At 65.5% G+C, this 24,881-nt stretch carries 17 protein-coding genes and 1 pseudogene; 7 read left to right on the top strand and 11 right to left on the bottom strand.

Annotation, left to right across the window (positions count from 1 at the left end; translation table 11 throughout):
- Positions 1-12: 12 nt before the first annotated feature.
- The 3 genes from AB4850_RS09490 to AB4850_RS09480 form a co-directional block, all read right to left on the bottom strand.
- On the bottom strand, positions 13-576 hold the full coding sequence (locus AB4850_RS09490) for a tetratricopeptide repeat protein (RefSeq protein WP_414439566.1): 564 nt from the start codon (positions 574-576) through the stop codon (positions 13-15).
- A gap of 480 nt (positions 577-1,056) precedes the next feature.
- Positions 1,057-1,626: a DsbA family protein gene (locus AB4850_RS09485; RefSeq protein ID WP_414439565.1), complete on the bottom strand. Its 570-nt coding sequence runs from the start codon at positions 1,624-1,626 to the stop codon at positions 1,057-1,059.
- Between the two features lie 90 nt (positions 1,627-1,716).
- Positions 1,717-2,640 carry a LysR family transcriptional regulator gene (locus tag AB4850_RS09480; protein ID WP_414439564.1) on the bottom strand — a complete coding sequence of 308 codons (924 nt, stop codon included), beginning with the start codon at positions 2,638-2,640 and terminating at the stop codon, positions 1,717-1,719.
- Between the two features lie 144 nt (positions 2,641-2,784).
- On the opposite strand from AB4850_RS09480, the gene AB4850_RS09475 reads away from it, so the two are divergent.
- Complete coding sequence (locus AB4850_RS09475; protein WP_414439563.1) at positions 2,785-3,330, top strand: SRPBCC domain-containing protein; 546 nt, start codon at positions 2,785-2,787, stop codon at positions 3,328-3,330.
- A 21-nt stretch (positions 3,331-3,351) separates the two neighbouring features.
- On the opposite strand, the gene AB4850_RS09470 is transcribed toward AB4850_RS09475, so the two are convergent.
- Both AB4850_RS09470 and AB4850_RS09465 read right to left on the bottom strand, forming a co-directional pair.
- A complete protein-coding gene (locus tag AB4850_RS09470) occupies positions 3,352-4,788 on the bottom strand; it encodes an MFS transporter (RefSeq protein ID WP_414439562.1) in 1,437 nt (478 codons plus the stop codon).
- Positions 4,789-5,193: 405 nt separating this feature from the next.
- Positions 5,194-5,565, bottom strand: coding sequence for a twin-arginine translocation signal domain-containing protein (locus tag AB4850_RS09465; RefSeq protein WP_414439561.1), 372 nt, complete (start codon positions 5,563-5,565; stop codon positions 5,194-5,196).
- A 578-nt stretch (positions 5,566-6,143) separates the two neighbouring features.
- On the opposite strand from AB4850_RS09465, the gene AB4850_RS09460 reads away from it, so the two are divergent.
- Entirely contained in the window at positions 6,144-7,232 is a 1,089-nt protein-coding gene (locus AB4850_RS09460) for a porin (RefSeq protein ID WP_414439560.1), read from the top strand.
- 141 nt (positions 7,233-7,373) lie between these two features.
- Here the strand turns inward: AB4850_RS09460 and AB4850_RS09455 are convergent, their stop codons facing one another.
- Complete coding sequence (locus AB4850_RS09455) at positions 7,374-7,775, bottom strand: GreA/GreB family elongation factor (RefSeq protein WP_414439559.1); 402 nt, start codon at positions 7,773-7,775, stop codon at positions 7,374-7,376.
- 506 nt (positions 7,776-8,281) lie between these two features.
- Between AB4850_RS09455 and AB4850_RS09450 the strand changes: the two genes are divergently transcribed.
- Positions 8,282-8,611, top strand: a complete 330-nt coding sequence (locus AB4850_RS09450; protein ID WP_414439558.1) for a DUF4148 domain-containing protein — start codon at positions 8,282-8,284, stop codon at positions 8,609-8,611.
- 213 nt (positions 8,612-8,824) lie between these two features.
- Here the strand turns inward: AB4850_RS09450 and AB4850_RS09445 are convergent, their stop codons facing one another.
- Complete coding sequence (locus AB4850_RS09445; protein WP_414439557.1) at positions 8,825-9,289, bottom strand: CBS domain-containing protein; 465 nt, start codon at positions 9,287-9,289, stop codon at positions 8,825-8,827.
- Between the two features lie 160 nt (positions 9,290-9,449).
- On the opposite strand from AB4850_RS09445, the gene ribA reads away from it, so the two are divergent.
- The 3 genes and pseudogenes from ribA (at position 9,450) to AB4850_RS09430 (ending at position 13,360) form a co-directional block, all read left to right on the top strand.
- Positions 9,450-10,097: a GTP cyclohydrolase II gene (gene ribA / locus AB4850_RS09440; protein WP_414439556.1), complete on the top strand. Its 648-nt coding sequence runs from the start codon at positions 9,450-9,452 to the stop codon at positions 10,095-10,097.
- Between the two features lie 822 nt (positions 10,098-10,919).
- Positions 10,920-11,732, top strand: coding sequence for a curculin (mannose-binding) lectin (locus AB4850_RS09435; RefSeq protein WP_414439555.1), 813 nt, complete (start codon positions 10,920-10,922; stop codon positions 11,730-11,732).
- 266 nt (positions 11,733-11,998) lie between these two features.
- Positions 11,999-13,360, top strand: a pseudogene (locus AB4850_RS09430) (IS3 family transposase).
- 99 nt (positions 13,361-13,459) lie between these two features.
- Here AB4850_RS09430 and pbpC read toward each other — a convergent pair.
- From pbpC to AB4850_RS09415, 3 genes are all read right to left on the bottom strand, one after another.
- Positions 13,460-15,790: a penicillin-binding protein 1C gene (pbpC, locus tag AB4850_RS09425; RefSeq protein WP_414441994.1), complete on the bottom strand. Its 2,331-nt coding sequence runs from the start codon at positions 15,788-15,790 to the stop codon at positions 13,460-13,462.
- A gap of 142 nt (positions 15,791-15,932) precedes the next feature.
- Positions 15,933-21,944: an MG2 domain-containing protein gene (locus AB4850_RS09420; RefSeq protein ID WP_414439554.1), complete on the bottom strand. Its 6,012-nt coding sequence runs from the start codon at positions 21,942-21,944 to the stop codon at positions 15,933-15,935.
- Between the two features lie 239 nt (positions 21,945-22,183).
- Positions 22,184-23,068: a LysR family transcriptional regulator gene (locus tag AB4850_RS09415; protein ID WP_414439553.1), complete on the bottom strand. Its 885-nt coding sequence runs from the start codon at positions 23,066-23,068 to the stop codon at positions 22,184-22,186.
- A gap of 174 nt (positions 23,069-23,242) precedes the next feature.
- On the opposite strand from AB4850_RS09415, the gene argC reads away from it, so the two are divergent.
- Positions 23,243-24,172 carry an N-acetyl-gamma-glutamyl-phosphate reductase gene (gene argC, locus AB4850_RS09410; protein ID WP_414439552.1) on the top strand — a complete coding sequence of 310 codons (930 nt, stop codon included), beginning with the start codon at positions 23,243-23,245 and terminating at the stop codon, positions 24,170-24,172.
- A gap of 78 nt (positions 24,173-24,250) precedes the next feature.
- Here the strand turns inward: argC and AB4850_RS09405 are convergent, their stop codons facing one another.
- On the bottom strand, positions 24,251-24,862 hold the full coding sequence (locus tag AB4850_RS09405) for an acyl-homoserine-lactone synthase (protein WP_414439551.1): 612 nt from the start codon (positions 24,860-24,862) through the stop codon (positions 24,251-24,253).
- Positions 24,863-24,881: the final 19 nt, after the last annotated feature.

Raw genomic sequence — 24,881 nt, 5'->3', positions numbered from 1 at the left:
CCGTCAGCCAGCTCAGTGCGTCGCCGGCATGCCCCCCGCCAGCACCAGCGCGCCGAGGTTGGTCAGCGTGTCGGGGTCCGCCGGGTTCAGGGCCAGCGCGCGCCGATACGCCGTTTGCGCTGCATCCGGATCGCCTTGCCGCGCGTGGCAGTTGCCGAGCCGGCCGAGCGCGTCGGCCCGGTTCGGGTCGAGCGCCAGCACGGCCGCATAGGCATCGATGGCGGCCGGATAGTCGGCGGTTGCCTGTAGCGCGGAGGCGAGCGCGAACAGCGCGTCGGGAGAATCGATCTCGATCGCCAGCGCTTGCCGGTAGGCGTCGATCGCGTCGGCGTGGCGCCGTGCAGCCGTGAACACATGGCCGCGTGCGAGGTGATAGCGGGCGCGGTGCGGCGCGCAAGACAGCGCACGGTCGAGCCAGTCGAGCGCATGGTCGTGCGCGCCGCATTGCATGTCGAGCACGCCGAGACGAAACATCAGGTCCGCGTCGCCGGGTTCGGCCGCGAGCGCGTGTTCGTACAGGTCGCGCGCATCGCCGAAGCGGCCCGCCATATGGTGGGCCGTTGCGAGCGCAAGCATTTCCGCGTGTTCCATCGTTGGCCGGTGCTGGATGAGCAGTTGCCTCGCGCCGGGCGCGAAGGGAGGAAATCCAGTGACGATAGCAAGCCGATTCGGGGTGCTGGTTACCGCGTCTTTCAGGTGAGCGGCGGGTAGCGTGACGTGTACGGCGCACGGCGGGATTGGCCGCGTGCAACGGAATAATCGGTGCGCCGTGGCCGTTGCCCGATGGCGGCCGGCGAACCAAGGCCGGTGCGGGGTGGCGCGGCCGCGCACTAAAACCGTGCGAGGCCGCGCCTTTCAATGCGACGACGGCGAGCCGCGGTGGCGGCTTGCACGAACGATGCAATGTGCCGACAAAGCTTTCCGTTCGCAAGAAACAATCGGTAATGCGAAGGGTTTCGGCGGTTCAGGGAAACGAACGATGGTGACGGTGTCTCGGCGAAAAACATCCGCGCCTGCCGCTCGGCGTGATGAAACGCCAGCGCCGTCGCGACGCGATCAACGCAGGCGTTCGACCCACACCGACACGTCATCCCCGCTGCCGAGCTTCGGCTCGATCAAGCCGTCGATCATGAACGTCGGCGAGACGTGAATGCCATTCTGGCGTGCATATTTCGCATGCCATTTGATTTCGCGATCGAGATCCGGAATCGAGAACGCGTCGCGCAGGGCGATGCCGCTGTAGCGCTCGATTCGCGCAATGATGTCGTTCGGCGTGGCGTCGAGGTTCGGGCCGCCGGCGTGATGCGTGAATTCGAACGCCTCACGATGCGCCGCCACCGCGGCGAGCACCGCCTTCGCGGCTTCGCGTCCGTCCGGCAGTGTCGATGCGGCGAGGATGCAGCGCACGATCACGCCGGAATACAGATGCCACGGCTGCGATTGCAGACGAATCCTGATCGTGATGCGATCTTCGCCGGCCGCCTGCAGCAGCGCGTCGAGCTTGCCGAATGCTCTCACCGAGAACGGGCAGGTCGGTTCCAGGAACACGTCGAAGACACGCGGGCCGGTACCCCAGACGAGCGGGGCGGCGGTCCACGAAGGGGCGGCGTTGGCGGCTGAATTCATGAGGGAAAGAGCCTCGAAAAAGGATGGGAGCGGCGACGCGAGGTTTCGCGTTTCGGTTTGGCATCATGTCACGATGGCGTGCGGCGTGCGTCAGCCCGGCACATGCGATCGGGTCGTGATTTCCCCCTCGCCGCCACTCACCGTCCCCGCAATCACTCCCCGCAACCACTGATGCCCCGGCGCGCGATGCGTGCGCTCATGCCACGCCAGTGTTTTGGTAAAACCCGGAATTGCGATCGGCGGCGACAGCACGGCGAATCCCTTCGCATGCGCCGCAAGCCGCGCCGGCACCACCGCAATCAGGTCGCTCGCACCGAGGATATCGGGCAGCACCAGAAAGCTCGTCACCGACACCGTCACGCGCCGGCTGCGGCCCAGCTCGGCCAACGCCGTATCGGTCACGCCGCTGAGGCTGCCGCCGGTGTACGAAACCAGCGCGTGATCGAGCGCGCAGAATGCGTCGAGCGTCAACGCCCCGGCGGCTGCGGCAGGGTGGCCGGCCCGCATCATGCAGACATAGCGCTCCTCGTAAAGCCGCCGCGCGTGCAGTTCGGGCGGCGTCATGTCGGGCGTGACGATCGCCAGATCGATATCGCCGCGCTGCATGCGTGCGGCCAGTTGTTCCTGCCGCGCCGGCAGCACGGCCACCCGAATGCCGGGCGCCTGCTCGCGCAGTACCGGCAGCAGCGGCACGACCACGGCCTGCAACGCGTAGTCGGTCGCGGCGATCGTCACGGTCATGTCGGCCGAAGCGGGATCGAACGACGGCGGCCGCAGCATCGTCTCGATGTCGGCCAGCACCTGCTTGACCGGCCCTTGCAGTTCGAGCGCGCGCTCGGTCGGCGTGATGCCGCGCTGGGTGCGCACGAACAGCGGATCGTCGAAGCTTTCGCGCAAGCGCGTCAGCATCGCGCTGACGGCCGGCTGCGTCAGCGACAGGCGCTGCGCCGCGCGCGTGACGTTGCGCTCGTCGAGCAGCGCATCGAGCGCCTTCAGCAAGTTCAGGTCGTGCATGGTGTTATCACTCGCTTGAATATCAAAAATCACGACAATCGATTGGAGTGATTTTAGCCGGGCGGCCAAGATTCGGTTGGCAGAGCGGTGGCCCGAGAGTCCCCGCCCGTTTTGAACCGATTCCGAACCCGACGAGTGAACACGATGAACGAGATCATTTGGCCCGCAGGCTATCTGCCGGGCACCACCGAGAATTTTGTGTCCAACGAAGTGATCGTGGCGGGCCTGCGTGCCGCCGAGGTCTGGCCCTGGCTGGCCGAGGCGACCCGCTGGCCCGGCTACTACGAGAATTCCGCCGAGATCGGCTTCGACGGTGGCAAGGGGCCGGCGCTCGAAGCGGGCCTGCGGTTCCGGTTTCGCACGTTCGGGTTTCCGGTGGAGGCCGAAGTGACCGAGTGCGTGGCGCCTTCGGCGGGCGCACCGGGCCGGCTGGCCTGGCACGGCTGGGCCGGCGAGCCGGGCGAGGCGGCGCGGCTCGATGTCCATCACGCATGGCTGTTCGAGGATCTCGATGGCGGCCGAGTGCGCATCCTGACCCAGGAAACGCAAAAGGGCCGGCCTGCCGAGGATCTGGCGAAAGCGCGGCCCAACCCGATGCTCAATGGACATCAGGACTGGCTGGACGGTCTGGTCACGGCGGCTCGCGGCGGTGCGGGCGCGATTGGGTCCGCCGTGTCGAGCGCGTCGTAAGACGCAAGGCGAAACGCCGCCTCAGCGCAGCGGCTGCGCGTGCGCGGTGCCGTCGTCGATGTCGTGCCGGGTCGGCTCGAAGCGCACGATGATCAGGAATCCGATTGGAATCAGCGCCGACAGCGACACGATCCAGAACATCCCGGTGTCGTAGTGCGCCTTCAGGATCGGCAGCACGAACAGCGCGAGCGCGCTGCCCGCGCCGGCCAGCGCGCGGCCGAAGCCGATGCCGGTGCCGCGGATCGCGGTGGGATACGACAGCGCCGGATAGATCATCATCTGCGCGCCCGGCCCGAAGCCTTCCGCGAACAGCCAGGCGCCGAGCATCGCCAGTGCGAGGCCGATGCCGAGCGCCGTCTGCGGATGGCCGAGCAGCGCGAGCGCGACCAGCGACACGAACTGGATCGCGAAACCGGCGATCGCCACTTGCCGCGATGGCCGGCGATAGGCGAGGCGCATGCCGAGCAAGCCGCCCGTCAGCGCGAACAGCAGGTTCAGCGCGAGCGAGGCCGAAATCGTCTCGAACACGCCCGCGCCGAGGAATTGCGACAGGATCGACGGCAGGAAGAACGCGATCGCCGTGTATTCGAACGGAATGCACAGGTTCATCGCGCTGGCCACCAGCGTGCGGGCCAGGTACGGGCGCCGGAACAGCACGCGAAAGCTGACGCGCGGCGGTTCGGGCGGCGCGGTGGCGTCGGCGGCCTTGTGCGCATGGATGCCGTAGGACTCGCGCAGGATGCGCGCTGCATCGTCGAGCTTGCCCTGGTTCGCGGCCCACAGCGGCGATTCGTTCATGAAGCGGTGCCGCACCGCGATGATCACGAGCGCCGGCACCGCGCCGAAAATCAGCGAGGCGCGCCAGAGCCAGCCGATATGCTCGGCCGGCAGCGCGAAATACAGCCCGAACACGATCAGGAAGCACACGGATGACGCCGCGTACCACATCGGGCACCAGGCCGCGAGCCGCGAGGCCTTGTTGCCACGCCCCTGAAACTTCGAAAACTCGGACAGGAAAGCCATCGCCACCGGCAGGTCGATGCCCACGCCGAGGCCCATCACGAAGCGCGCCGCGATCAGCACCCACACGTTCGGCGCGAGACCGGCCGCGATCGCGGCCACCACGAAAAACAGCATGTCGGCCATGAACACGCGGTAGCGGCCGATCCGGTCGGTGAACCAGCCGCCGACGAGGCTGCCGAGGATCGTGCCGATCATGATCGACGAGGTGACGAGGCCGGTCAGCGCAGGCGTGAGGCCGAATTCGCGCACCACGTCCTGAATGCCGTAGGACAGCGTGGTCAGGTCGTAGGCGTCGAGGAACACGCCGCCGAGCGCAAGCAGCACGATTACGCGCGCATGGCTCGCCCGGCTGGTGCTGGTGTTGATCAGGCGCGAAACGTCGCTCGCGGAACGGATCGGCGTCGAGAGCGACGGATCGAAGTCGAGGGTGCTCAAGGAATTCTCCACGGTTGGCGATCGCTGCGGCGCGCGAGGCGCGGACACAGTCGCGAAGGCCGATGCTAGGCAAAGGCCGCGTGGCGATGAACGGACGAATCCCGATTAGCAAATGACGCCGGCAGGCATGGCGGCGACGGCGCGCGCGGCAGCGTCGAGGTGGATGCGATGACGCCGGTGAAGGCGGTTCCGGCGTGGCCGGTGCGGGCTGCAACGTCGGCGGTGTCGGCGCGCCCGCATATCGTTAGCGGAAATCGATCGAAGCCGGCGTGGCTGCATGTGAGCCGAAAGGGGCGGCGGCGAGGCGCCGCTTCGACAAGCCAAAGTGACGCCGGTTCCGCGCTGACTATATATATAGTGTGTTGCGCGCGGCGCACCGGTTTCGCCGAGGCGCCGCGTCCGATCTCAGCGCCAGCCGCCGGGCACGAACACCCACGCCGGCCCTTGCTGTTGCCAGTGCCCGCCGGCCCAGCGGCGCCCGCGGCGCGCCACGACCCAGTGCCCCGGCACCCACACGTAATTCCCCCTGCGCCAATCCCAGTAGCCGTCGGCCCAGACATAGCCGCGCGGGCGCGGCGGTGGTGGGCGGCGATCGCGTCGCAGCGGGGGCGGCGGCCGGTTCGGACGCCCGCCGACCGGTGGTGGAGGCGGACGGCCACCGGGCGACGGGGGACGACCGGGCGGCGGCGCGGGTTGCGCATTCGCGGTGACGGCCGTGCCGCCGGCCAGTGCGGCGCCGATCAGGGCTGCCGCTCGGAGGAAATTGCGACGTTGCATCGAAAGTCTCCCGTCTCGAGGAAAGGTGCCGCCCGGCGGGCGGTGCACGCAGCGCCAAATTAGCTTACGACTAGCCTGGTTACATTACAGACGTCGTAACGACTGTTACGCGCGGCGTGTCGGGCGAGAGTGTGGGTTGACGAAGCGGGACGAAAACGTTTCCGGCAAGAATTCGAGGCGTTATTTGCACCAAATAAGTGCAAATTGAGCATTTTTTACTGATTCGGAAGGTTTTTCCGCCCTTGCCTTGTTGTTTCTTTGCAACCGTCAAGATGCTGACACAAACGAATGCGTGTTGCGGATACGCCAAAAAGGTGGCGTCAAGAGATCAAAAAAACAAGCCAAAACAAAGGGTTAGGGAAGACTACCATTTCTATTATTTCTGGTTAGAGAAAAAGTTATTTCTTTATTCGCGTGCGGCGACCCTAGGGTCCACCCCTAAACTCACGGTTCCCAGAGCGGCCAACCATCCGGGCGCCGCCACGCAGAAGTCCTCGTGGCGCTTCCGGGCGGTTGCAGACCGTTCATGAAACAAGGTCGTAAGACCTGCCTCTTTTTAGATGAAGGGAGCTCCACGAATGAAGAAGACTCTGATCGTTGCAGCCGCTGCAGCATCGTTCGCAACCGTTGCCCACGCACAAAGCAGCGTCACGCTGTACGGCGTGCTCGACGCAGGCATCACGTACCAAAGCAACGTCGCCGGCAAGTCGCGCGTTTCGGAAGGCACGGGCGTCAACCAAAGCCTGTTCGGTCTGCGTGGTTCGGAAGACCTCGGCGGCGGCCTGAAGGCAATCTTCACGTTGGAAAGCGGCTTCAACCTGGGTAACGGCCGCTTCGACAACAACAACGGCATGTTCAACCGTCAAGCGTTCGTCGGTCTGTCGAGCCAATACGGCACGGTCACGCTGGGTCGCCAATACGACGCAGTCCAGGACTACCTGGCACCGCTGACGGCAACCGGCTCGTGGGGCGGCACGTACTTCGCTCACGTCGGCAACCTCGACAACCTGAGCACCGACGGCGGCTACGCAACGAACAACTCGATCAAGTTCACGAGCGCGAACTACGCCGGCCTGCAATTCGGCGGCACGTACGCATTCTCGAACAACACGAACTTCGGCAACAACCGTGCATACAGCGGCGGCGTGTCGTACCAGTTCCAAGGCCTGAAGCTGGCGGGTGCCTACTCGCAACTGAACAACCCGAACTCGGTGGCAGGCGGTGCAGTTGACGCCAACAACCCGTTCGGCACGCAAGGTCGCGTCCGTACGTACGGCGCAGCTGCAGGCTACGCATTCGGCCCGGCGCAAGTCGGCGCAGCATGGACGCAAGCGCGTCTGGACGACACGGTTTCGGGCGGCAACCTGCGCATCGACAACTACGAAGTCAACGGCAAGTACAACCTGACGCCGGCTCTGGGTCTGGGCGTGGCTTACACGTACTCGAACGGCGAAACCGGCCAGCACAACTTCCACTTCAACCAAGTGGGCCTGCAAGCCGACTACGCACTGTCGAAGCGCACCGACGTGTACGCACAAGCTGTGTACCAACGTGCAAGCGGCGCGCAAGCGTCGATCTACAACGGCTCGTTCATCTCGAGCACGTCGAACCAGTCGTCGGGCATCAACCAGACGGCAGCGACGGTTGGCCTGCGTCACCGCTTCTAAGCATGACGTTTGCCCGGGCAGTTCCGCCGGGCTGGCAAATGAAAAAAGCGCCTTCGGGCGCTTTTTTTCGTTAACGGGCTGCCGCATCGTCAGCCGGATGCGGCCTGCGACCGTGCATGGCCCGATCGCAGCGGCACGGCTTCAGCGCGTGTAATCGCCGCTCGCCTCGGGCTGATAGACGATGGCGGACACGGTCACGGTGCCGGCCGCCGTATTCGGCAAGGTCACGGCAACGCGCTCGCCCTTGCGCGCGCCGAGCAGCGCCAGCCCGACCGGCGAAAAAACATTCAGCTTGCCGCTGGCGAGGTTGGCCTGGTCGGGGTACACGAGCGTCCAGGTGATGGCTTCTTGGGTGGTGTCGTCGGTCAACGAGAACTGTGAGTTCATCGTGATCACATCCGATTTCATGGCCTCGGGGCCGACGATTTCGGCGCGCTCGAGCAGGGTATCGAGGGTGGCTTGCAGGCGCGAATCGCGTTCGGCGTGCTTTTCGAGGCGCGCCACGTCGAGTTCGGTCAGTTGCAACAGGCGACGGGGTTTCATGGAGCTTGTCCTTTTTTGAGCGTGATATGCCGCGGCCGGCGGCAGAAATGACAATGACGTGAGCCCGGCGCCTGGCTGGCGCCCGGGTCAGGGCGGATCAGCTGGGGCGCCGGGCGGCAGCCTGCGGAACCTTGGCGTGAGCGCGTTGCGAACCGGCCGCACACCCGCCCGCGCCGGCAATGCGGCGGCGTAAGGCAGGGCGGTGGGCGGGGAACGAGCGCATCACGAAGGGCGGGGAATTTGACGAAATCCTGGCCATTATAACGTTGCCAAATGGCGGCGAGGTCAGAAAGTCGCCATCCAGTTGTCAGCAATTGTTGTCCAAATGTACAAGCTGACGGCAATGTCAGGCGAGAATATTGGGGAATTTTTGCTATTTGTGCAACGGTGTATGTCCAGACTAAGTGTTTTCCCTTGGTTGAGCGAGGTCTACACTGCAGTTGTTCGCTTCAGACAAACAGCACTGCCGGAAGCGACAAAAAACACAATATCTCGGAGGTAACACCATGAAATCGCTCGTCCTTACCGCTGTTGTCGCTTCGGCTCTCATCGCTCCTGTCGCTTCGTTCGCTCAGTCGAACCAGCCGGTGACGCGCGCCGAAGTTCGTGCGCAACTGGTTCAACTCGAACAAGCCGGCTACAACCCGGTCGCCAGCGACGCGCAATACCCGCGTGACATCCAGACCGCCGAAGCGCGCGTCCAGCAATCGCAACAAACGCTGACGCACGCCGACACCAGCGGCTATGGCGTGCAGCCGGTCGCCAGCACCCAATCGGGCAGCCGCCGTGCGGTGGACGCACCGAACCCGGTGGACAGCGTCTACTTCGGTCATTAAGGCAGGACGTGACGGCGGGCCGCGAAGTCGCGGCCTTGCGCAATGACATGACGAGGCCGTGCCTCGTCACCGATTCCACAGATCAGGTCTGATGCCCGCGCGTGAACCGCCGGCGGGCGTGTACCGAACAGGACCTCCGTCGCCGCAACACGGCGGCTTTGCCCAGACGTGAAAGGCGTTTGGGCATTTTTTGCAACCTGTTCGGCTTGGGGCTTATTCGGCGTCGGAGCCGATCGGCGTGCCGTGGATGTAATGCTCGAGCTGGCTGATCATGAATTGCTGGTCGGCAATCACGCTCTTGACCAAGTCACCGATCGAAATCACGCCGGCCAGTTTGCCGTTGTCGAGCACCGGCAAGTGGCGCATGCGGTGTTCGGTCATCAGCGCCATGCATTCGTCGCTGGTGGCAGACGGTTCGACATAGCGCACCTTCACGGTCATGATTTCCTCGATGCGCGTGGCCTTCGACGAGCGCTCGAGCAGCACGACCTTGCGCGCGTAATCGCGCTCGGTCACGATGCCGACGATATCGTTGCCTTCCTTCACGACGAGCGCGCCGACGCTCTTGATCGCCATCAACTTCAACGCATCGTAAACCGACTCGTCCTTGCCGATCGTGTGCACCGTTTGGCCGGCATCGGGCTTTGATTTGAGAATATTCGCGACGGTAGTGCTCATACGATCTCCGGAAACCGGGTGGGAGACATGCCCGGGGGAACCCATTGAAAAGCGCCCGCACGGGGCGGACGTGGGGTAGAACGCTTAACGTAGATTAGCGGTAAACTCCGGCAGCGCGCCACCCAGAACATTCCTTAACTCCGATTTTTCGATGCTTTCCATGCCTTCGCAATCTTCCTTGCCGTCCGCGGACGAGCGCCATGCCGACGAATGCGTCACGCTCGTGGCCTCGGCAACGCTTCCGACCCGCTACGGCACGTTCATGTCTTACGCGTTTCGCGTCACCGGCAGCGAGGCCGAACATCTGGCGCTCGTGGCTGGCGACGTTGCGGAGCAGCAATCGGTGCTGACGCGCCTGCACTCGGAATGTCTGACGGGTGACGTGTTCGGATCTTACCGCTGCGACTGCGGCGAGCAGCTCGATTTGGCTCTGCGTTATATCGCCGCAGAAGGTCGCGGGGTGCTGCTGTACCTGCGCGGCCATGAAGGGCGCGGCATCGGCCTCAGCAACAAGATCCGCGCGTACGCCCTGCAGGAACAGGGGCGCGACACGGTCGAGGCGAACCGCGACCTGGGCCTGCCCGACGATTCCCGCGAATACGATTCGGCCGCTGCGATCCTGCGGATTTTGAAGGTGAGCTCGGTGCGGCTGATGAGCAACAACCCGAAGAAGTTCGACACGTTGGTGGCGCACGGGATTCCCGTGAGCGAGCGCGTGGCGCTGGCCGTGCCGATTCGAGACGAAAACGAACGGTATATCCGCACCAAACAGTCGAAATTCGGGCATTACTTCGACGAGAACGAGTGATTGATGCAGGGCCTCTTCGGAGGCCCTTGTTGCATCTGGGTGATGAGCCTACAGTCCCTTGTCCATAAGGCTCGGAACAGAAAGTTGCGTTTTGCAGGAAAGCTAAGGAAGCTTGGCAACCTGGCGTTGGATTTTTCAGTGCGGCGCCGAAAAACTACGTTCATCGGGTGGCCCCCACGCTAAAACCTACGCCGCCCAATTGTTGCCTCGCCACGCCTGTCGGCTCGCTACGGGCGATCGCGGACGCCAAATTTACTGTGATCGAGACTGTGGGCACGTCCGGCTGCCACACGTTCGCGTCACTCGGCGTCGAGTTGAATTCCAGTTTTCACGCGAATGCCTGTCCGATGTGCAGATCGCGTGCGAGGGCGTCGATCTGTCTGGTGTTCCCTCGGTCGATCGAGGTGGATCTGTCACGAAGCCGCTACGGGCTGCATACGCTTGCGCCTCGTATTAATCGGCTCGAATGGTAGCTGACCGGTGCGGGGTACCATGATTATCGACGTGCCCACCGTCCACGCAGGTTTGTTCGATCTGAATAGGATGACCGCGCCGCGGCAGCGACTTTACGACGATGCTTGTATGTTGGTATGTAATTTACGTCTTTCTGCTTTTTGATATCCAACGAAATAAATACAAAAATTACAAAAAAATAATAAGAGTGGCGATACTTTAAGCAATCTCTTTCTTTTTGTAAGAAATTTGATTTTTTGATAAATACAATGTGATATCGCGAAGTAATAATTTGAAAAATATGGTAACCTCGCTCCGCGTCCGGCTCGATGCAGATAAAACGAATCATAAATTTATGAGAGGAAAGCAGTGAAAAAGGGGATTTTTTTGTTTTTAGGTTTGCTTTTGGTGCACCTGTCACCGGCATTTGCCACCGTTATTCCTACGGGCACGACGCTCTATCTCGGAGCCCAGGTTTGCTCGGAGAATGGGCAATACTGCCTCGATATGCAGGCGTCCGATGGTAATCTCGTACTTTATGGTCCCACCGGCGCATTGTGGGCATCGGGCACGGCAAACAAGGGTGCAACCCGGGCTGTCATGCAGCCGGATGGTAATTTCGTTGTGTACACGTCAGCGAATGTAGCCTTGCTCGTATTGAACACGGAGCATGCCGGTGCGTACCTGAATGTGCAGAACGACGGTAACTTGGCGCTGTATTGGGATCGTGCAATTTGGCAAAGCAATACGAGTGATCCGAATTCGGTTCAAACGAATCAGGGCCGCATTTTGCATACCGATTCCAGGATTCCCGTTGGCGCAAGCTACACGGTTGGCCAGTATTTCCTGATTTTGCAAGCAGACGGGAATTTCGCTCTGTATAAAAATGGTGCGCCGATTTGGTACACCGCTACTGCGGGAAAAGGTGTGACGGCGGCCTGGATGCAGAACGACGGCAATCTCACGATGACGAATGACGCAGGAGCCGCACTCTGGCAGTCGAATACAGGTGGTAATGCGAATGCTTATTTTGCGTTCCAGCCCGACGGAAATTTGGTGATTTACACGCCGACTGTCAGCTGGGATCGTCTGGCGCACTTCGATCATCCGGATTACCTGGACCACAGCGGCGGGGGCTATTGTTTCGCCTGCACGGCCGAGCCGATTTCGATTCCGTTCTAAATACCAACCGACAGAACGTTGAGCCAAAGACGTGAGCAGGACGAAGGGCCCTCCGAGTGGGGCCCTTTTGCATTCATGATGTCATCGGTCGACGGCCTCGACATTTCGCCCCACTATTTGCATTCGGCCCTCCATTTGCTGCGACTCCTCACTACTTCGACGAGAACGAATAAGCGCCTCGCCGAACCTCGCATCCCCCCGAAAACGGGCCTCGTCTGAACTGCACCCCAAAAGTTGGACACCCGTCCAACCTTTGGGTGTTTTACATGACGAAGTACAACGAGCAGTTCAGACAGCGCATCGTTGACGAGTATCTTGCCGGTGGAGTCGGCGCCAAATCGCTGGCGGCGCGGCACGGCGTGGGGCGCACAGTCATCCAGCGCTGGGTGGCAAGCTACCGAGAGCATGGCAACGTAGGATTGCGTAAGAAGCACGCTTGCTATGACGCCAAGTTCAAGTTGTCGGTACTGCAGTGCATGTGGCAAGACGAGTTGTCATACTGCCGGGTGTCGGCCTTGTTCGACATTCGTGGCGCAGGCTGCGTTGCCGGCTGGGAGCGTCTGTATCATGAGGGCGGTCTCGATGCACTGTCCCCTCGCCAACGAGGGCGCCCCCGAAAGATGGCCACCTCACTGCCGCCCAAACCCACCGAATCCGGCTCGCCAGATGAACGCACGCGCGAGGAATTGCTCAAGGAAAACGAGTATCTGCGCGCGGAGGTGGCGTACCTAAAAAAGCTCGATGCGTTGCTGGCCAAGAAACCGGCAGCGCAAAAGAAAAAGCGCAAATAGTGCGCGAGCTCAGGCAGCATCATCCGGTGGCGGCACTGCTGAAGGCAGCCGGTTTGGCGCGCAGCACGTTCTATTACCAGCTCGGGACGCTGAACGCCAACGATCGCCATGCCGATCTGAAGGCGAAGATCCGGACGGTATTCGACCATCACAAGGGACGCTACGGCTATCGACGCGTCACGGCTGCGATTCGCCAAGCCGGGCATCTCGTCAACCACAAGGCCGTGCAGCGGCTGATGCAGCAATTGCAGTTGAAGTCCTTGGTGCGGCCGAAGAAATACCGCTCCTGGCGAGGTGAGGTCGGTCAGGCTTCGCCCAACCTGCTGCAACGCCAGTTCAGTGCAACGAAAGCCAACCAGAAGTGGGTAACGGACGTGACGGAATTCAACGTCGGTGGTCAGAAGCTGTATCTGTCGCCGGTAATGGACCTGTACAACGGCGAGATCGTGGCCTACCAAGATGGATCAACGCCCAAGCTTCGAGCTGGTCAGCGCCATGCTGAAGAAGGCGCTGACCAAACTCAGACGCAAGGACAAACCGTTATTGCATTCAGACCAGGGCTGGCAATACCGAATGCCGGCGTATCGCCGGCAGCTTAAGCGGCGCAAGCTGACTCAAAGCATGTCCCGCAAAGGCAACTGCCTCGACAATGCCGCGATGGAAAGCTTCTTCGGCACGCTCAAGTCCGAGTGCTACAAAGGACATCGCTTCACTTGTGTGGAGCATTTGCGCGACACGCTGGAGCGTTACATCCACTACTACAATCACGAACGCATCAAGCTCAAATTGAAAGGGCTGAGCCCCGTGCAATACAGAACTCAGCCCTTGGGCGTCTAGCCTTCAACTGTCCAACTTTGCGGGGTGCAGTTCAGTCGAGGCCCGTTTTTCATGTCTGCATTGCGCAAACGGCGCCGCCGAACGCATCGACCCAGCCCGTCAGCGCACCATTCCCACCCCGAGCGCCCGCTGATCGCCGCGTCCGTGGTCGTCCACCACCCGCACCGTATAGCTGCCCACCGTGGCCGGCTGCCAGAACAGCGGCTCGCCGGGCCGGCTGCGGCCGACGTAGGCGTCGTCGACGAACCAGTACAGCGCGTGCGCGCTCGCGTCGGCGGTGGCGTTGAAGGCGATGCGCGTGCCGTCGGGCGTGCTCATCCGCATCGCATACGTGCTGCCGCGCAGCGGCGACGTGATGTGCGGCGGCCCGCCCGACATCTGGCCGGCATCGCGGCAGGCCGGATTCTGCGGCGGCCGGCGGCGCGGAACGCCGGCCTGGGCGAACACCTGTTGCAGATCGGACGGCCAGTACTCGTAGATTTCCACGTGCGTGCGCTTGTCGTCGTAGGGCGGGCAGGCGGCCTGGCCGGTGGCGTCGTCGATCACGACCGGGCGGTGCACGGTGCTGACGCGAATCGGCGACACGCCCGGGATGAACCAGGTCCAGCCCTGCTGCGGACACCATTCGTTCGGCAGATCGCCGCTCGCCAGACAGATGCGCACGCGCTTGAGCCCGGCCGGCACCGGCCGCGGCGGCTCGACCAGCGGCCGTTCGGCGCTCAGCGCGTCGATGGTCTGGAAGAACAGCGGGGCGGCCGCGTCCACGCCGATAAACGCCGTGTTGCTCGAATTGTCGAAATTGCCGACCCACACGATTAGCACGTAAGGCCCGACGATGCCGGCCGTCCACGCATCGCGGAACGACCACGAGGTGCCGGTCTTCCAGTAGACGGGCAGCGCCGACGGCTGCGCGCCGCTGGTTTCGTCGGGCCGCAGGTGCTGGCGCAGCATGTCCATCACCATGTAGCTGGCGTCGGCGCTGAACAGCCGGCGGCCCGCAGCGCGCGGCTCGTCGGCACGCAGCCGCAGCGGACGGTACACGCCGCCGTTGGCGAGCGTGGCGTACAGCGCGGCCAGTTCCTGCATCGTCACTTCGCCGCCGCCGAGCACGAGCGCGAGGCCGTAATGCTGCGGGCTGCGCGCGAGCCGCACGTCGGCGCTTTGCAGGAATGCGTAGAGATCGGGCTTCTTCAGTTGCGACGCCACCCACACGGCCGGCACGTTGCGGCTGCGGTTCAGCGCGTCGGTGGCGGTGATCGGGCCGAGGAAATGGCCGTCGAAATTCTCGGGTGCGTAGGGGCCGAACGAGGTCGGCACGTCGCGCAGCACGGTTTGCGGATGCAGCACGCCCTGGTCGAAGCCAAGCCCGTAGATGAACGGCTTCAGCGTCGAGCCGGGCGAGCGCTTGGCCTGCGTGCCGTTGACCTGGCCGTGGATCGACCGGTCGAAGAAGTCGGCCGAGCCGACCATCGCCTTGATGCTCATGTCGCGCGTGTCGACCAGCAGGGCGGACGCGTTGCGCACGCCTTGCACGGCATTGCGCGCGACGTAACGGTGGATCTGCCGTTCGAGCAGTTGTTGCAGGCCGAGATCGAGCGTGGTGACGAGGCGCTCGCCGCTTGCGGCGGCTTCGGCGGTATCGGCCGGCAGCGCGGCATCGCGCGCGGCCAGCGCCTGACTGACCGCATGCGGCGCGAGGAACGGCATCGCATCGAGCGGCCGCAGCGCGAACGGCAACGCGAACAGCGGCTTCAGGCCGGCATCGGATGGATGCGCGCGCAACCAGGCGGCGTAGAGCCGGTTGCGCGAGGCGGCGAGCGCGCGGTTGATCTCGGTCTGATCGGCGCCGCCGCGCACGCGTCGTGCGGGGTCCTGAGGAATCACGGCGAGCGCGAGCGCCTCGGGCAACGTCAGCGCGGCGGCCGGTTTGTCGAAATAGGCGAGGCTCGCGGTGCCCACGCCCTCGACGTTGCGGCCGTACGGCGCGAGATTGAGGTAGGCCTCCAGGATCTGCCGCTTCGAATAGCTCAGTTCGAGTTGCAGCGCGCGACCGACCTGCACGAGCTTGCCCAGCGGCGAGCGCGTGTTCAGTTGCCACATCGAGCGCGCCAGTTGCATGGTCAGCGTCGAGCCCCCTTGCGGGTTGCCGCCGCGCACGTAGGTGACCCACGCACCGCGCAGGAGTCCGTATGGATTGAAGCCGGGGTGCCAGCGGAACCAGCGATCCTCGTGCATCAGCACGGCCGCGACGAGTTGCGGCGACATCCGGTCGAGCGGCACCCAGAGCCGATAGCGATCGTCCTTGGCGAGCGTCAGGCGCAGCAGCTTGCCGTTCGCATCGACGACGGCCGTGGAGGTGGGCTTCCAGTCGCGCAGCAGCGGGTGCGGCCACAGACGAAACCCGACCAGCACGGCGCCCACGAGCAGCATCACGGCCACGGCGTTGTGCCGGCGGCGCAGGCCGCGGGCAACGGTCCCGAACGCCGCGCGGCCGCGCTCGCGCCAGGCAGGGCGGCCGCTCATGCAAGCACCTCGCGCGCGGCACGCGCCACGCGTTGCATCGCACGCCGCATCACGGCGCGCGCTGCACCGTCAGCGTTGCGCCGCCCGGCGATTGCGCCTGGATCCGGCGGTCGTACATCGATTCGCCGTAGGCCGGCGGCACGCCGAAGCTGCCGGCGTTGGTGGCCTTGATGCGGTAGACGAACTCCTGCACGTCGGTGTTCGCGCTGCCGTAGATCACCACGCGATCGTCGCGGATATCGGCGTACTGCGGCTGCCAGGTCGAGCCCGCGACGCCGATCGGCGAGCGCCAGGCGGCGTCGGCAGCGGGCGCGCTGCCATCGCCCTCGCCATTGCCGTTACTGTCGCCGTTGCCGTCCTGCGTATCGGCGGCGGGCGCCGGGGGCGGCGTCAGCACCGGGTCGAAGCCACCCGGTAGCAGATCGACGATCGCGATGTTGCCGACGCTGGCCGAGCCGGTCGCGCGGATCTTCAGGTGCACGTCGATCTCGTCGCCGAGCGCGATCTTGCCGAGCGGCTTGCCGTCCTTGTCGGTGTACTCGCGCACGATTTCGAGGCCGTCCTTGATCGCCTGGGTCGACGCGGCGCGATCGTAGCCGGACTGGCTCGCGATCCACCACGCCGGCTGCGTGCCGCCGTTGACGATGTCCACACGCGTGGCCGCCGCGTTCCAGGACGCCGTGCGCAACAGGTTCGCGCGCACGGTGGAGATGTCCTTCGGCGCGACGCCGGCGCGCTGCTCCTCGATCGCGAGCTTGTCGATGCCGCCCGCATTCGCGCCGGCGTAGGCATCGAGCGCGAGGATCGTCATGGCCGACGACAGCGTGTTGAAGCGGTCCTGCTGCAACGGCAGCACCAGGTTGTCGAGCACGCGCGGCGACAGTGCGCGGGCCCGCTCGGGGAAGTGCTTCGACAGCAGATACAGCACCGACGCATCGCGCGTCAGCGGGTCGATGTAGTAGCCGCTCGGGAACGCTTCGTTCTGCGACGGTTTGCGTTCGAGCAGCGCCTGCGGCCCGGCGATCAGCGCGGCGGCGGCCTTGTCCTGCTTGAGCAACTGGTACGACGCGGCCAGCCAGGCCGCGGCGAGATCCTGCTTCCAGTCGTTCGGATAGGCATCCTGAAGACGTTTCTGCACCGCCGCGAGCGCGTTGGTGGTGACGTTGCCCTCGCGCGTCAGCAGATAGACGGCGTACGCGCGCTGCCGCAACTGGTCGAGCGAGCCGAGCGCGTCGTTGGTCGACAACTGCTGCAGATAGGCGTTGCCGGCGTCGAACATGTCGCCCGGCACGGCGGCGCCGCGCTCGCGCGCATCGATCAGCACATGCATCGCGTAGGCCGACACGAACGGATCGGCGTCGGGCGTGGCGGTCCAGATGCCGAAGCCGCCCTGCGCGTTCTGGCGCGTGCGCAAGGTCTGGAAGAAGGTCTTCAGCGCGTCGGCGTTGGCGGCATCCGCGCCGGCCGACGGCGCGTGCTGCACGTTGATCAGCGCCTGCACCGACAGCCATTTCGCGGCGAACAGGCGCGGCACCGTGGCGCTCACGAGCTGCTCGCTGCAGTAGTTGTCGTAGTTGCTCAGGTACGCGGCCAGCCCTTCGCCGAGCACCAACGGTGCGGTGGAGACAGCCGCGTCGCGCGACGCATAGGCGTCGTACATGGCGCGCAGGTTCGGCACGCTGGCGCGCTTGCCCGGCGCGACGCGCGAGAACGCCACCTGCGAGCGGAACGGCGCGGCGGGGCGCACCGACACCTCCACGCTTTGCCGCGCGCTCTTGCCGCCGTAGCTCGCGGTGAACGCGAGCGGGCCGCTGCCGAGCGTGCTGGTGGCGCGAATCCGGAAGCGCGCCACGCCCTCGTGCATCGGCGCGAGCGGCAGCGCCTGGTTGGCCGCGCCGACCACCTGGAACTGCGCGCCGGGCTTCAGCGCAACGTCGACCGGCACCGGTTTGTTGCCGCCGCCATCGAGGTTGTTCGCCACGCCCACGCTGATTTCGGCTTCGTCGCCGGGTGCGAGCGTGGTCGGCACGTTCGGGCTCAGCACGAAATCGCCGCGCACGGTGGTGGCGCTCTCGACCGTGCCGATCTTGTCCGGCGCGACCGAGACGGCCATCACGCGCAGCCGCCCGTTGAAGTAGTCGGGCACGCGGTAGCTGAACTTCGCGTCGCCGTTCACGTCGACGATGCCGGACCAGAACACCACCGGCTTGTCGTGCTTGCGACGGAACGGGTTGAGCTGGCGGCCGATCGCCTCGTCGGCGTCACCGCCCGGCGCGGCCATCGCCATCAGCTTGTCGAAATCCGGCAGGATCAGATCGAGGATCTGCGAGGTGCCCACTTCGAGCATCCGTTTGCGGAAGAACATCTTGAGCGGATCGCCGAGCTTGTAGCGCGCGACCTGCAGGATGCCTTCATCGACGGCGAACACCACCACCTTCGACGGCACCGGCGTATGCACCGTGAAGGTGGCCGTGTCGCCCGGCTTGACGAGCGTGGGTGCATCGACGGCCAGCTTGTTGCGGCGCGCGTCGAGGTTCACCGAGAACGGCACCACGCCATAACTGAGCGGGCTCATGAAGATTTCGTCCGACGACGGATCGCGCACGAACTGCACGTTGATGTAGCCGTTGCCTTCGAAGCCGGCCGGCACCGTGATGTGCTGCACCGAGCTGGTGGTGTCGGCATGGAACCACGCGTGCGCATAGACCTTGTCGCGTTCGATCGTGATCAGGCCGCTGCCCGCGTAGGGCGCGCGGATCGCCACGTCGATCGTCTCGCCGGGTTGGTAATCCGGCTTGCCGAGGTTGATCTGCAACTCGGCGTTGCGATCGAGCGAGCGCGACACGTTGGCGTCGCCGGCCACCGAGTAGTCGATCCGATTGACCTCGGTGCCGTCGGCGCGCTTGATGCGCAGCGCATAGCTGCCGGGCTGATCGGTGCGCAGCGCGAGGTCGAGGCCTGCGGCCGGAATCGTCAGCGGGGCTTCCTGCACCGGCACTTCCTTGAGGCGCGAATCGTACTTGTAGGCGCCGGAATCCTGGCGTGTCAGCACCGACACGTAGCGCAGCTCGACCAGTTGCGCGCGCAGGTCCTTCAGCGCGATCGCCTGCGCATGCGGATCGATCGCGATCAGCTTGACCGAGCGCGGGCTGCCGCGCTTCACGTAGCCGAGATCGTCCACCGCGCGATAGCCGACCAGCCAGTCGTTGTTCGAGACCAGCGCCTGCGCGTTGGCGGCGACGCTGCGGCCGCCCTCGGCCTCGTAGGCCTTGGCCTGGAAGTAGAGCTGGTAGGTGGCGTCGGCGTATTTCTTCAGATCGAGATCGAATTCGGCGTGGCCGTTGTCGTCGGTCTTGCCGTCTTCCAGCGTGGTGGTGTAGCCCTCCTTGGCGCGCCGTGCGTCGAAGAAGTGGTAATCCTTCCAGGCGCGGAACGCGGGCCACACGGGCCGCAGCGTCAGCGTGGCGGCGACGCGGCGGCTCGCGGCCGGCGTGCCGAACAGGTTGCGCGCGTCGACGACGCCCTTCAGCGCATCGGGCTTGACCCAGCCGTCGGCGGTTTGCGCGGACAGCCGCGCGTCCACCTTCATGCGGTCCGGCTCGAACTCCTTGACCTGCACGGTGGTGCTGCCGATCGGCTCGTCGCCGGGCTTGCCGTCCTTGACGATGTAGAGGTTGATCGTCCACGCGCCGGTGGGCGCTGTCTCGGCCGGCGTGTAGTCGAGCGAGGTGAAGCCGCTGGCGTCGATCGAAACGGGCGGGCGCGCCACCGTGATGCCGCGCGGATCGACGATCTCGGCCTGCAGGGGCACGCCGGCCGGGCTGCGCGCCCAGCTCGCGGCGCGCACGATGAGGCCGATATGGAACAGGTCGCCCGGCCGGTACAGGCCGCGGTCGGAGAACAGATAGGCCGACAGTTGCCCCTGGTTCGCGGCGTTGCGCTCGCCGCCCACGTCGAAGCGCGAGAAATCGAGCTGGCGGTCGCGGCCCGCGAACGGCAGGAACGAAAGGTCGTTGTCCTTCCTGACGACGTACAGCTCGGGGCGCTTCTCGCGTTCGAGGCCCTTGAGTGTGGGGATATGCACCTGGCCGTCGGCGTCGGTGGTTTGTGTTGCGAGCGGCTGGCCGTTGACGGCAAGCAGCGAGACCGTTGCGCCTGCAACCGGTTTGCCGGTGCGGATCGATTGCACGAACACGTCCTGGCTGCCGTCGAGCGCCTGCTTGACGAGCATGCCGAGGTCGGTCACCACGATCAGGCGCGTGTCGCTCGGCATGGCGTCGTCGCCGCTGCCGTCGCCATTGTTGTTGTCGGCCGAATCGTCGTTGTCCTGACCGCCGTCGCCGTCGGTCGCGCCGCTGCCGTCGTCCTTCTTGGCCTTCTTGTCCTTGGCCGGATCGTAGCCGGCGAGGTGCAGCAGGAACACGCCGCGCTTGCCGTCCTTCAGGTACTGGCCGAGATCGAGGCCTTCGTAGTGCGCCTTGCCGGGGTCGCCGGCCGGGAACGCGCGCTTGTCGATGAAGCGCTCGACGATGTGATCCTCGCTGAAGCTGTACGACAGTTCGGGCTGCGAATAACTGCCCTGATTGAAGCTGACCAGATGCTGCAATTGATCGGGCAGCACGCGGCCGATTTCGAGCTTCATGCCGGGCAGGTTGCGCGCGACGATCGACAGCCGCTTGCTGCCCGACAGCGACAGCAGCGAGCCGTCGGCCATGAAGCGCAGCAGCTTCGGATAGTCGGGCACGGTCAGCACACGCTGCACCGGCTCGCCGAGCAGGTAGCCGCCGGCCGATTTCAGGCCCGCGTCGAAGCGCACGTAGAGCTTCTGGCCCGGCGTTGCATGGAACTTGAAGCTCTGCATCGGCGCGCTGTCGTCCTCGGTCGGCACCGTGGCCAGCGGCAGCGGCGTTGCGCGCTTGAGCAGCGCGTCGTCGATTTCGGACGGCTGCCAGTCGTAGGGGCCGTCGTCGGCGTCCTGCTGCACGCCGGGCTTGCGCCTGGGCAGCACCCACGCGTGGGCGCGCGAGGCCAGATCGTCGGCGCGCACGCCGTCGCTCAGTTGCGAGACGAGCACCTGCTCGGGTTCGTAGCGATCGTTGTCGACCAGGGTAGGGGTGACGTCGCCGATCTTCAGGCTGTACAGGCCCGGCACGTCCACCTGGGCGTGCAGCACGTCCTGGGTGCCGTCGCCGCCGCGCGCGCTGCGCACGCCCTTGTCGATGTCGACGCGCGCCGTGAGCGGATCGCGCGGAATATCGAGCGGCTGGGAATGGACCCACGCGTTGATACGGCGCGCGTCGTAATTGACCGTATAGCGCAGCGGCGACACCGTCTTGCCGTCGCGCGCGACCAGCGACAGCGCGATGCGCTTCTCGAACGCGGCCGGATCGACCGGGTAGTTGAAGCCGACCTGCATGATGGTTTTCTTCGCGGCCGGGTTCTTCGGGTCCTGATAGAACTCGGTGCTGCCGATGCTGGCCTTGAAGGCGGCGATGTCGAACGCGAAATGGTCGTCGGCCATCTTCACTTGCGGCGCGAACACGCGGCGCACCGCGAAGCGCACCTCGACGTGCGCGCCCACCGGCCAATCGGCGGCCGGCGTGAAGCGCAGCGTGTGATCGTCGTTCCAGTGCCATTCGCCCTTCAGCGCGGGGGACATCTCGATGCCGTCCGGCACGCTTTTGCCGACCTGCTCGATCGGCGCGGCCGAGCGCGAGAACGCGATGTCGAGCGGATGCACGGTGGTCAGCGGCTTGCCCGATTCGTCGGTGTCGTAGCTCGTGACGGCGGGCGCGGTGACCTTGAACGTGACCTCGTCGGGCGCGACGGTCTTGGGGCGGTGCTGATACCAGTAGCCGCCGCCGACCAGCGCGAGCACGCCGGCCGCGATGCCGAGCGCATGCCAGGGGCGGCGGCGCACTGCGCGCCCGGTGGCGCCGGCCCAGGCCGGTGCGGTCCACGACAGGTTGCCGAACACCGGCCGCAGCAACCGCCCGAGCAGGCGGAAGGTCCAGCGGATCGCATGCAGCGGCCACACCAGCAAAAGGCGCAATACATCCATCTTGTTATATCCCGGTCGGTCGGGCCACGCGGCGCTGCCGCGCGCTTCCCTGAGAGCGTTTATTCGAGTTCGTAGGCGGCGCGTTCGACGGCCGGTCCGCGCCGGCCGCTCACCTTACCGTCCGGGTGGGGGAAAGACAAGATTCGCGGCGGATGCGGCGGAATAAATCGGATTCGGGTTGATTGGGCCGGCCGCTGACCGCCTGCGTCGACTGACCGCCCACCCGACCCCAGCAACCTTCAATCCGCTTGCAGTGCCCACAGCGCATCAAGCACATGCTGCGTGGCGCTTTCGACCGGCCCGCCGCGATGCGCGATGCCGAGCTCGCGCGACAGCGCCGGGCGCAGCGGCCGCATCGCGATGCGCGCGTCGGGCGCCGGCGCGCCGGCTTCGTGCGGCAGCAGCGTGGCGCCGTAGCCGGCCGCCACCAAGCTCTTGATCGCGTCGTTGAAGTTCAGCTCGATGCGCGGGGCGGGGCGATGCCCGTCGGCGGCGAACCAATCGACGGTCTGCCGCGACAGCCGCGTGTTCGCGTCGTTGAGGATCAGCGGGCGCTTGGCCAGCCAGGCCGGCGTGACGCGCGCCGGTGCCTGCCAGTCGGCCGGCACGAACGCGAGCACCGGGTCGCGCCGCCACGGCGAGATCGTCAGGCCGGCGACGGCGGCCTGCGGCAGCGCCACCAGCCCGACATCGAGCGAGCCCTGGGACAACTGCGCGAGCGTGTCGTGCGAGGTCAGCACGGCGATCTGCACGTCGATGTCGGGATGGTCGCGTCGCAGCCGCGCCAGCACCTGCGGCAGCAGATGCGCGAACGCGCCGGTGGAGGCGCCGAGCCGCACGCGGCCGGCCAGCCCCTGCACCTGCCGTTCGACGTCGTCGAGCGTGGCCTCGACGTCGGCCAGCAGGCGCCGCGCGCGCTCGATCAGCAATTCGCCGATCGCCGACGGCCGCACGTTGCCGCGCGTGCGCGACAGCAACGGTGCGCCGACCCGCGCTTCCAGCTCGGAAATATGGAGGCTGACGGTGGGCGGCGCGAGGTGCAGCGATTGTGCGGCGGCCGCGAACGATCCGAGGTCGGCGATGGCAATTAGCGTGCGGAGGCGATCAAGACTGATTTCGCGCATGGCGGAAATTCTCACGTTCAGAAAATATGAATCTCGTCGTCGCGAAATTCAACTTTTCCAAGTGTAGCGCGAGCGCGATGATCGGTCATGCCGTCGATCGGCGACGGCGTTTTCGAACCACGATTCGACCCGCGATTCGTTCGCGGTCCTACGCGTAACCAGGAGCATCACGACATGAGCGGACCCATCGTTTTCATCGACGGCGACCAGGGCACCACCGGCCTGCAGATCCACGAACGGCTGCGCGGGCGCACCGATCTGCGGCTGGCCACGCTGCCGGCCGCCGACCGCAAGGACCCGGCGCGGCGCGCAGCGGCCATCAACGAATGCGACATCGCGATCCTGTGCCTGCCCGACGCGGCCGCGCGCGAATCGGCCGGCTTCGTGCGCAACCCATCGGTGCGCGTGATCGACGCCAGCTCGGCGCATCGCACCGATCCGGCGTGGGTTTACGGCTTCCCGGAGATGGCCGACGGGCAGCCCGAGCGGATTGCCGCGGCGCGGCGCGTGACCAACCCCGGCTGCTACCCGACCGGCGCGGTCGGGTTGTTGCGCCCGTTGGTCGCGCAGGGCCTGGTGCCGGCCGATTACCCGGTGTCGATTCACGCGGTGTCGGGCTATTCGGGCGGCGGCCGCGCGGCGGTGGAGGCGCATGAAAGCGGCGAGGGCGGCGCACCGGCGCTGCGCGTGTACGGGCTCGGCCTCGCGCACAAGCATCCGCCGGAAATCGTGCGCCATGCGGGCCTCGCGCACCGGCCGCTGTTCGTGCCGTCGTACGGCGGGTACCGGCAGGGCATCGTGCTGACGATCCCGCTCGAAACGCGGTTATTGCCAGCGGGCGTGGACGGCGCACGCCTGCATGCCGGCCTCGCGCGCCACTACGCAGGCGCGCGCCACGTGCGGGTGCTGCCGGCCACGGCAAGCCGCGATGTCGCCCAGCTCGATCCGCAGGCGCTGAACGGCACCAACGACATCGAATTCGGCGTGTTCTCGAACGACGAACACGGCCACGTGCTGCTGACGGCCGTGTTCGACAACCTCGGCAAGGGCGCATCGGGCGCGGCCGTGCAGAACCTCGACCTGATGCTGGCCGCGCTCGGCTGAAGGCCGGGAAGGCGCGGAAAGCACGAAGGCGCGAGCGGCCCCCCGCTCGCGCCTTCGTCTACGCCATGCACCGCGGCGTCAGGCCGCTTCGGGCTGCGTCGCGCAGAGCGCCGGATCGAGATCGAGCGCGGCGAGCGTCTGCGCATCGATGTCGATCCAGCAGGCCACCACCATGCGGCCATCGATCGATTCGGGCGCCCCGGCCCGGTGGGCATGCACGCCGATGCGCCGGAACAGCCGCTCGATGCTGCAGAACGTCACGCCGATCAATTGCCGCGCGCCGCGCCGCGCCGCGCATTCCACGGCCGCCGCCAGCATCGGCCGCACCGACCAGGCCAGGCTGTTGCCCTCGGCGCCGTCCTCGGCGCTGGCCGCGAAACGCGACAGCTCCCAGATGTCCGATGAGCGCGGCGCCGGCATGTCCTCGGCCAACAGGTGCGGGAAAATTTCCTGCAGCAGATAGGGCCGGGTGGTCGGCAGCAAGCGCGCACATCCGCAAATTTCCTCGCGTGCGTCGCGCGCGAACACATAGACCGTATCGTCGCGATCGTATTGATCGCGTTCGAATTGCGCGTCTTCGGTCGGCAGTTGCCAGCCGAGCTGTTCGACAAAGACGCGATAACGGTACGACCCCAATTCGGCCGCGAGTTGGGGGGAAAGTCGGCCTGCCTCGTGTACGTATGTCTGCATGGTGTCCTCGTGGTGTATT

The sequence above is a fragment of the Burkholderia sp. 22PA0106 genome (assembly GCF_047497155.1).
In the GTDB taxonomy this organism is placed as follows: Bacteria; Pseudomonadota; Gammaproteobacteria; order Burkholderiales; family Burkholderiaceae; genus Burkholderia.
This window is presented reverse-complemented; position numbering and strand designations above follow the sequence as displayed.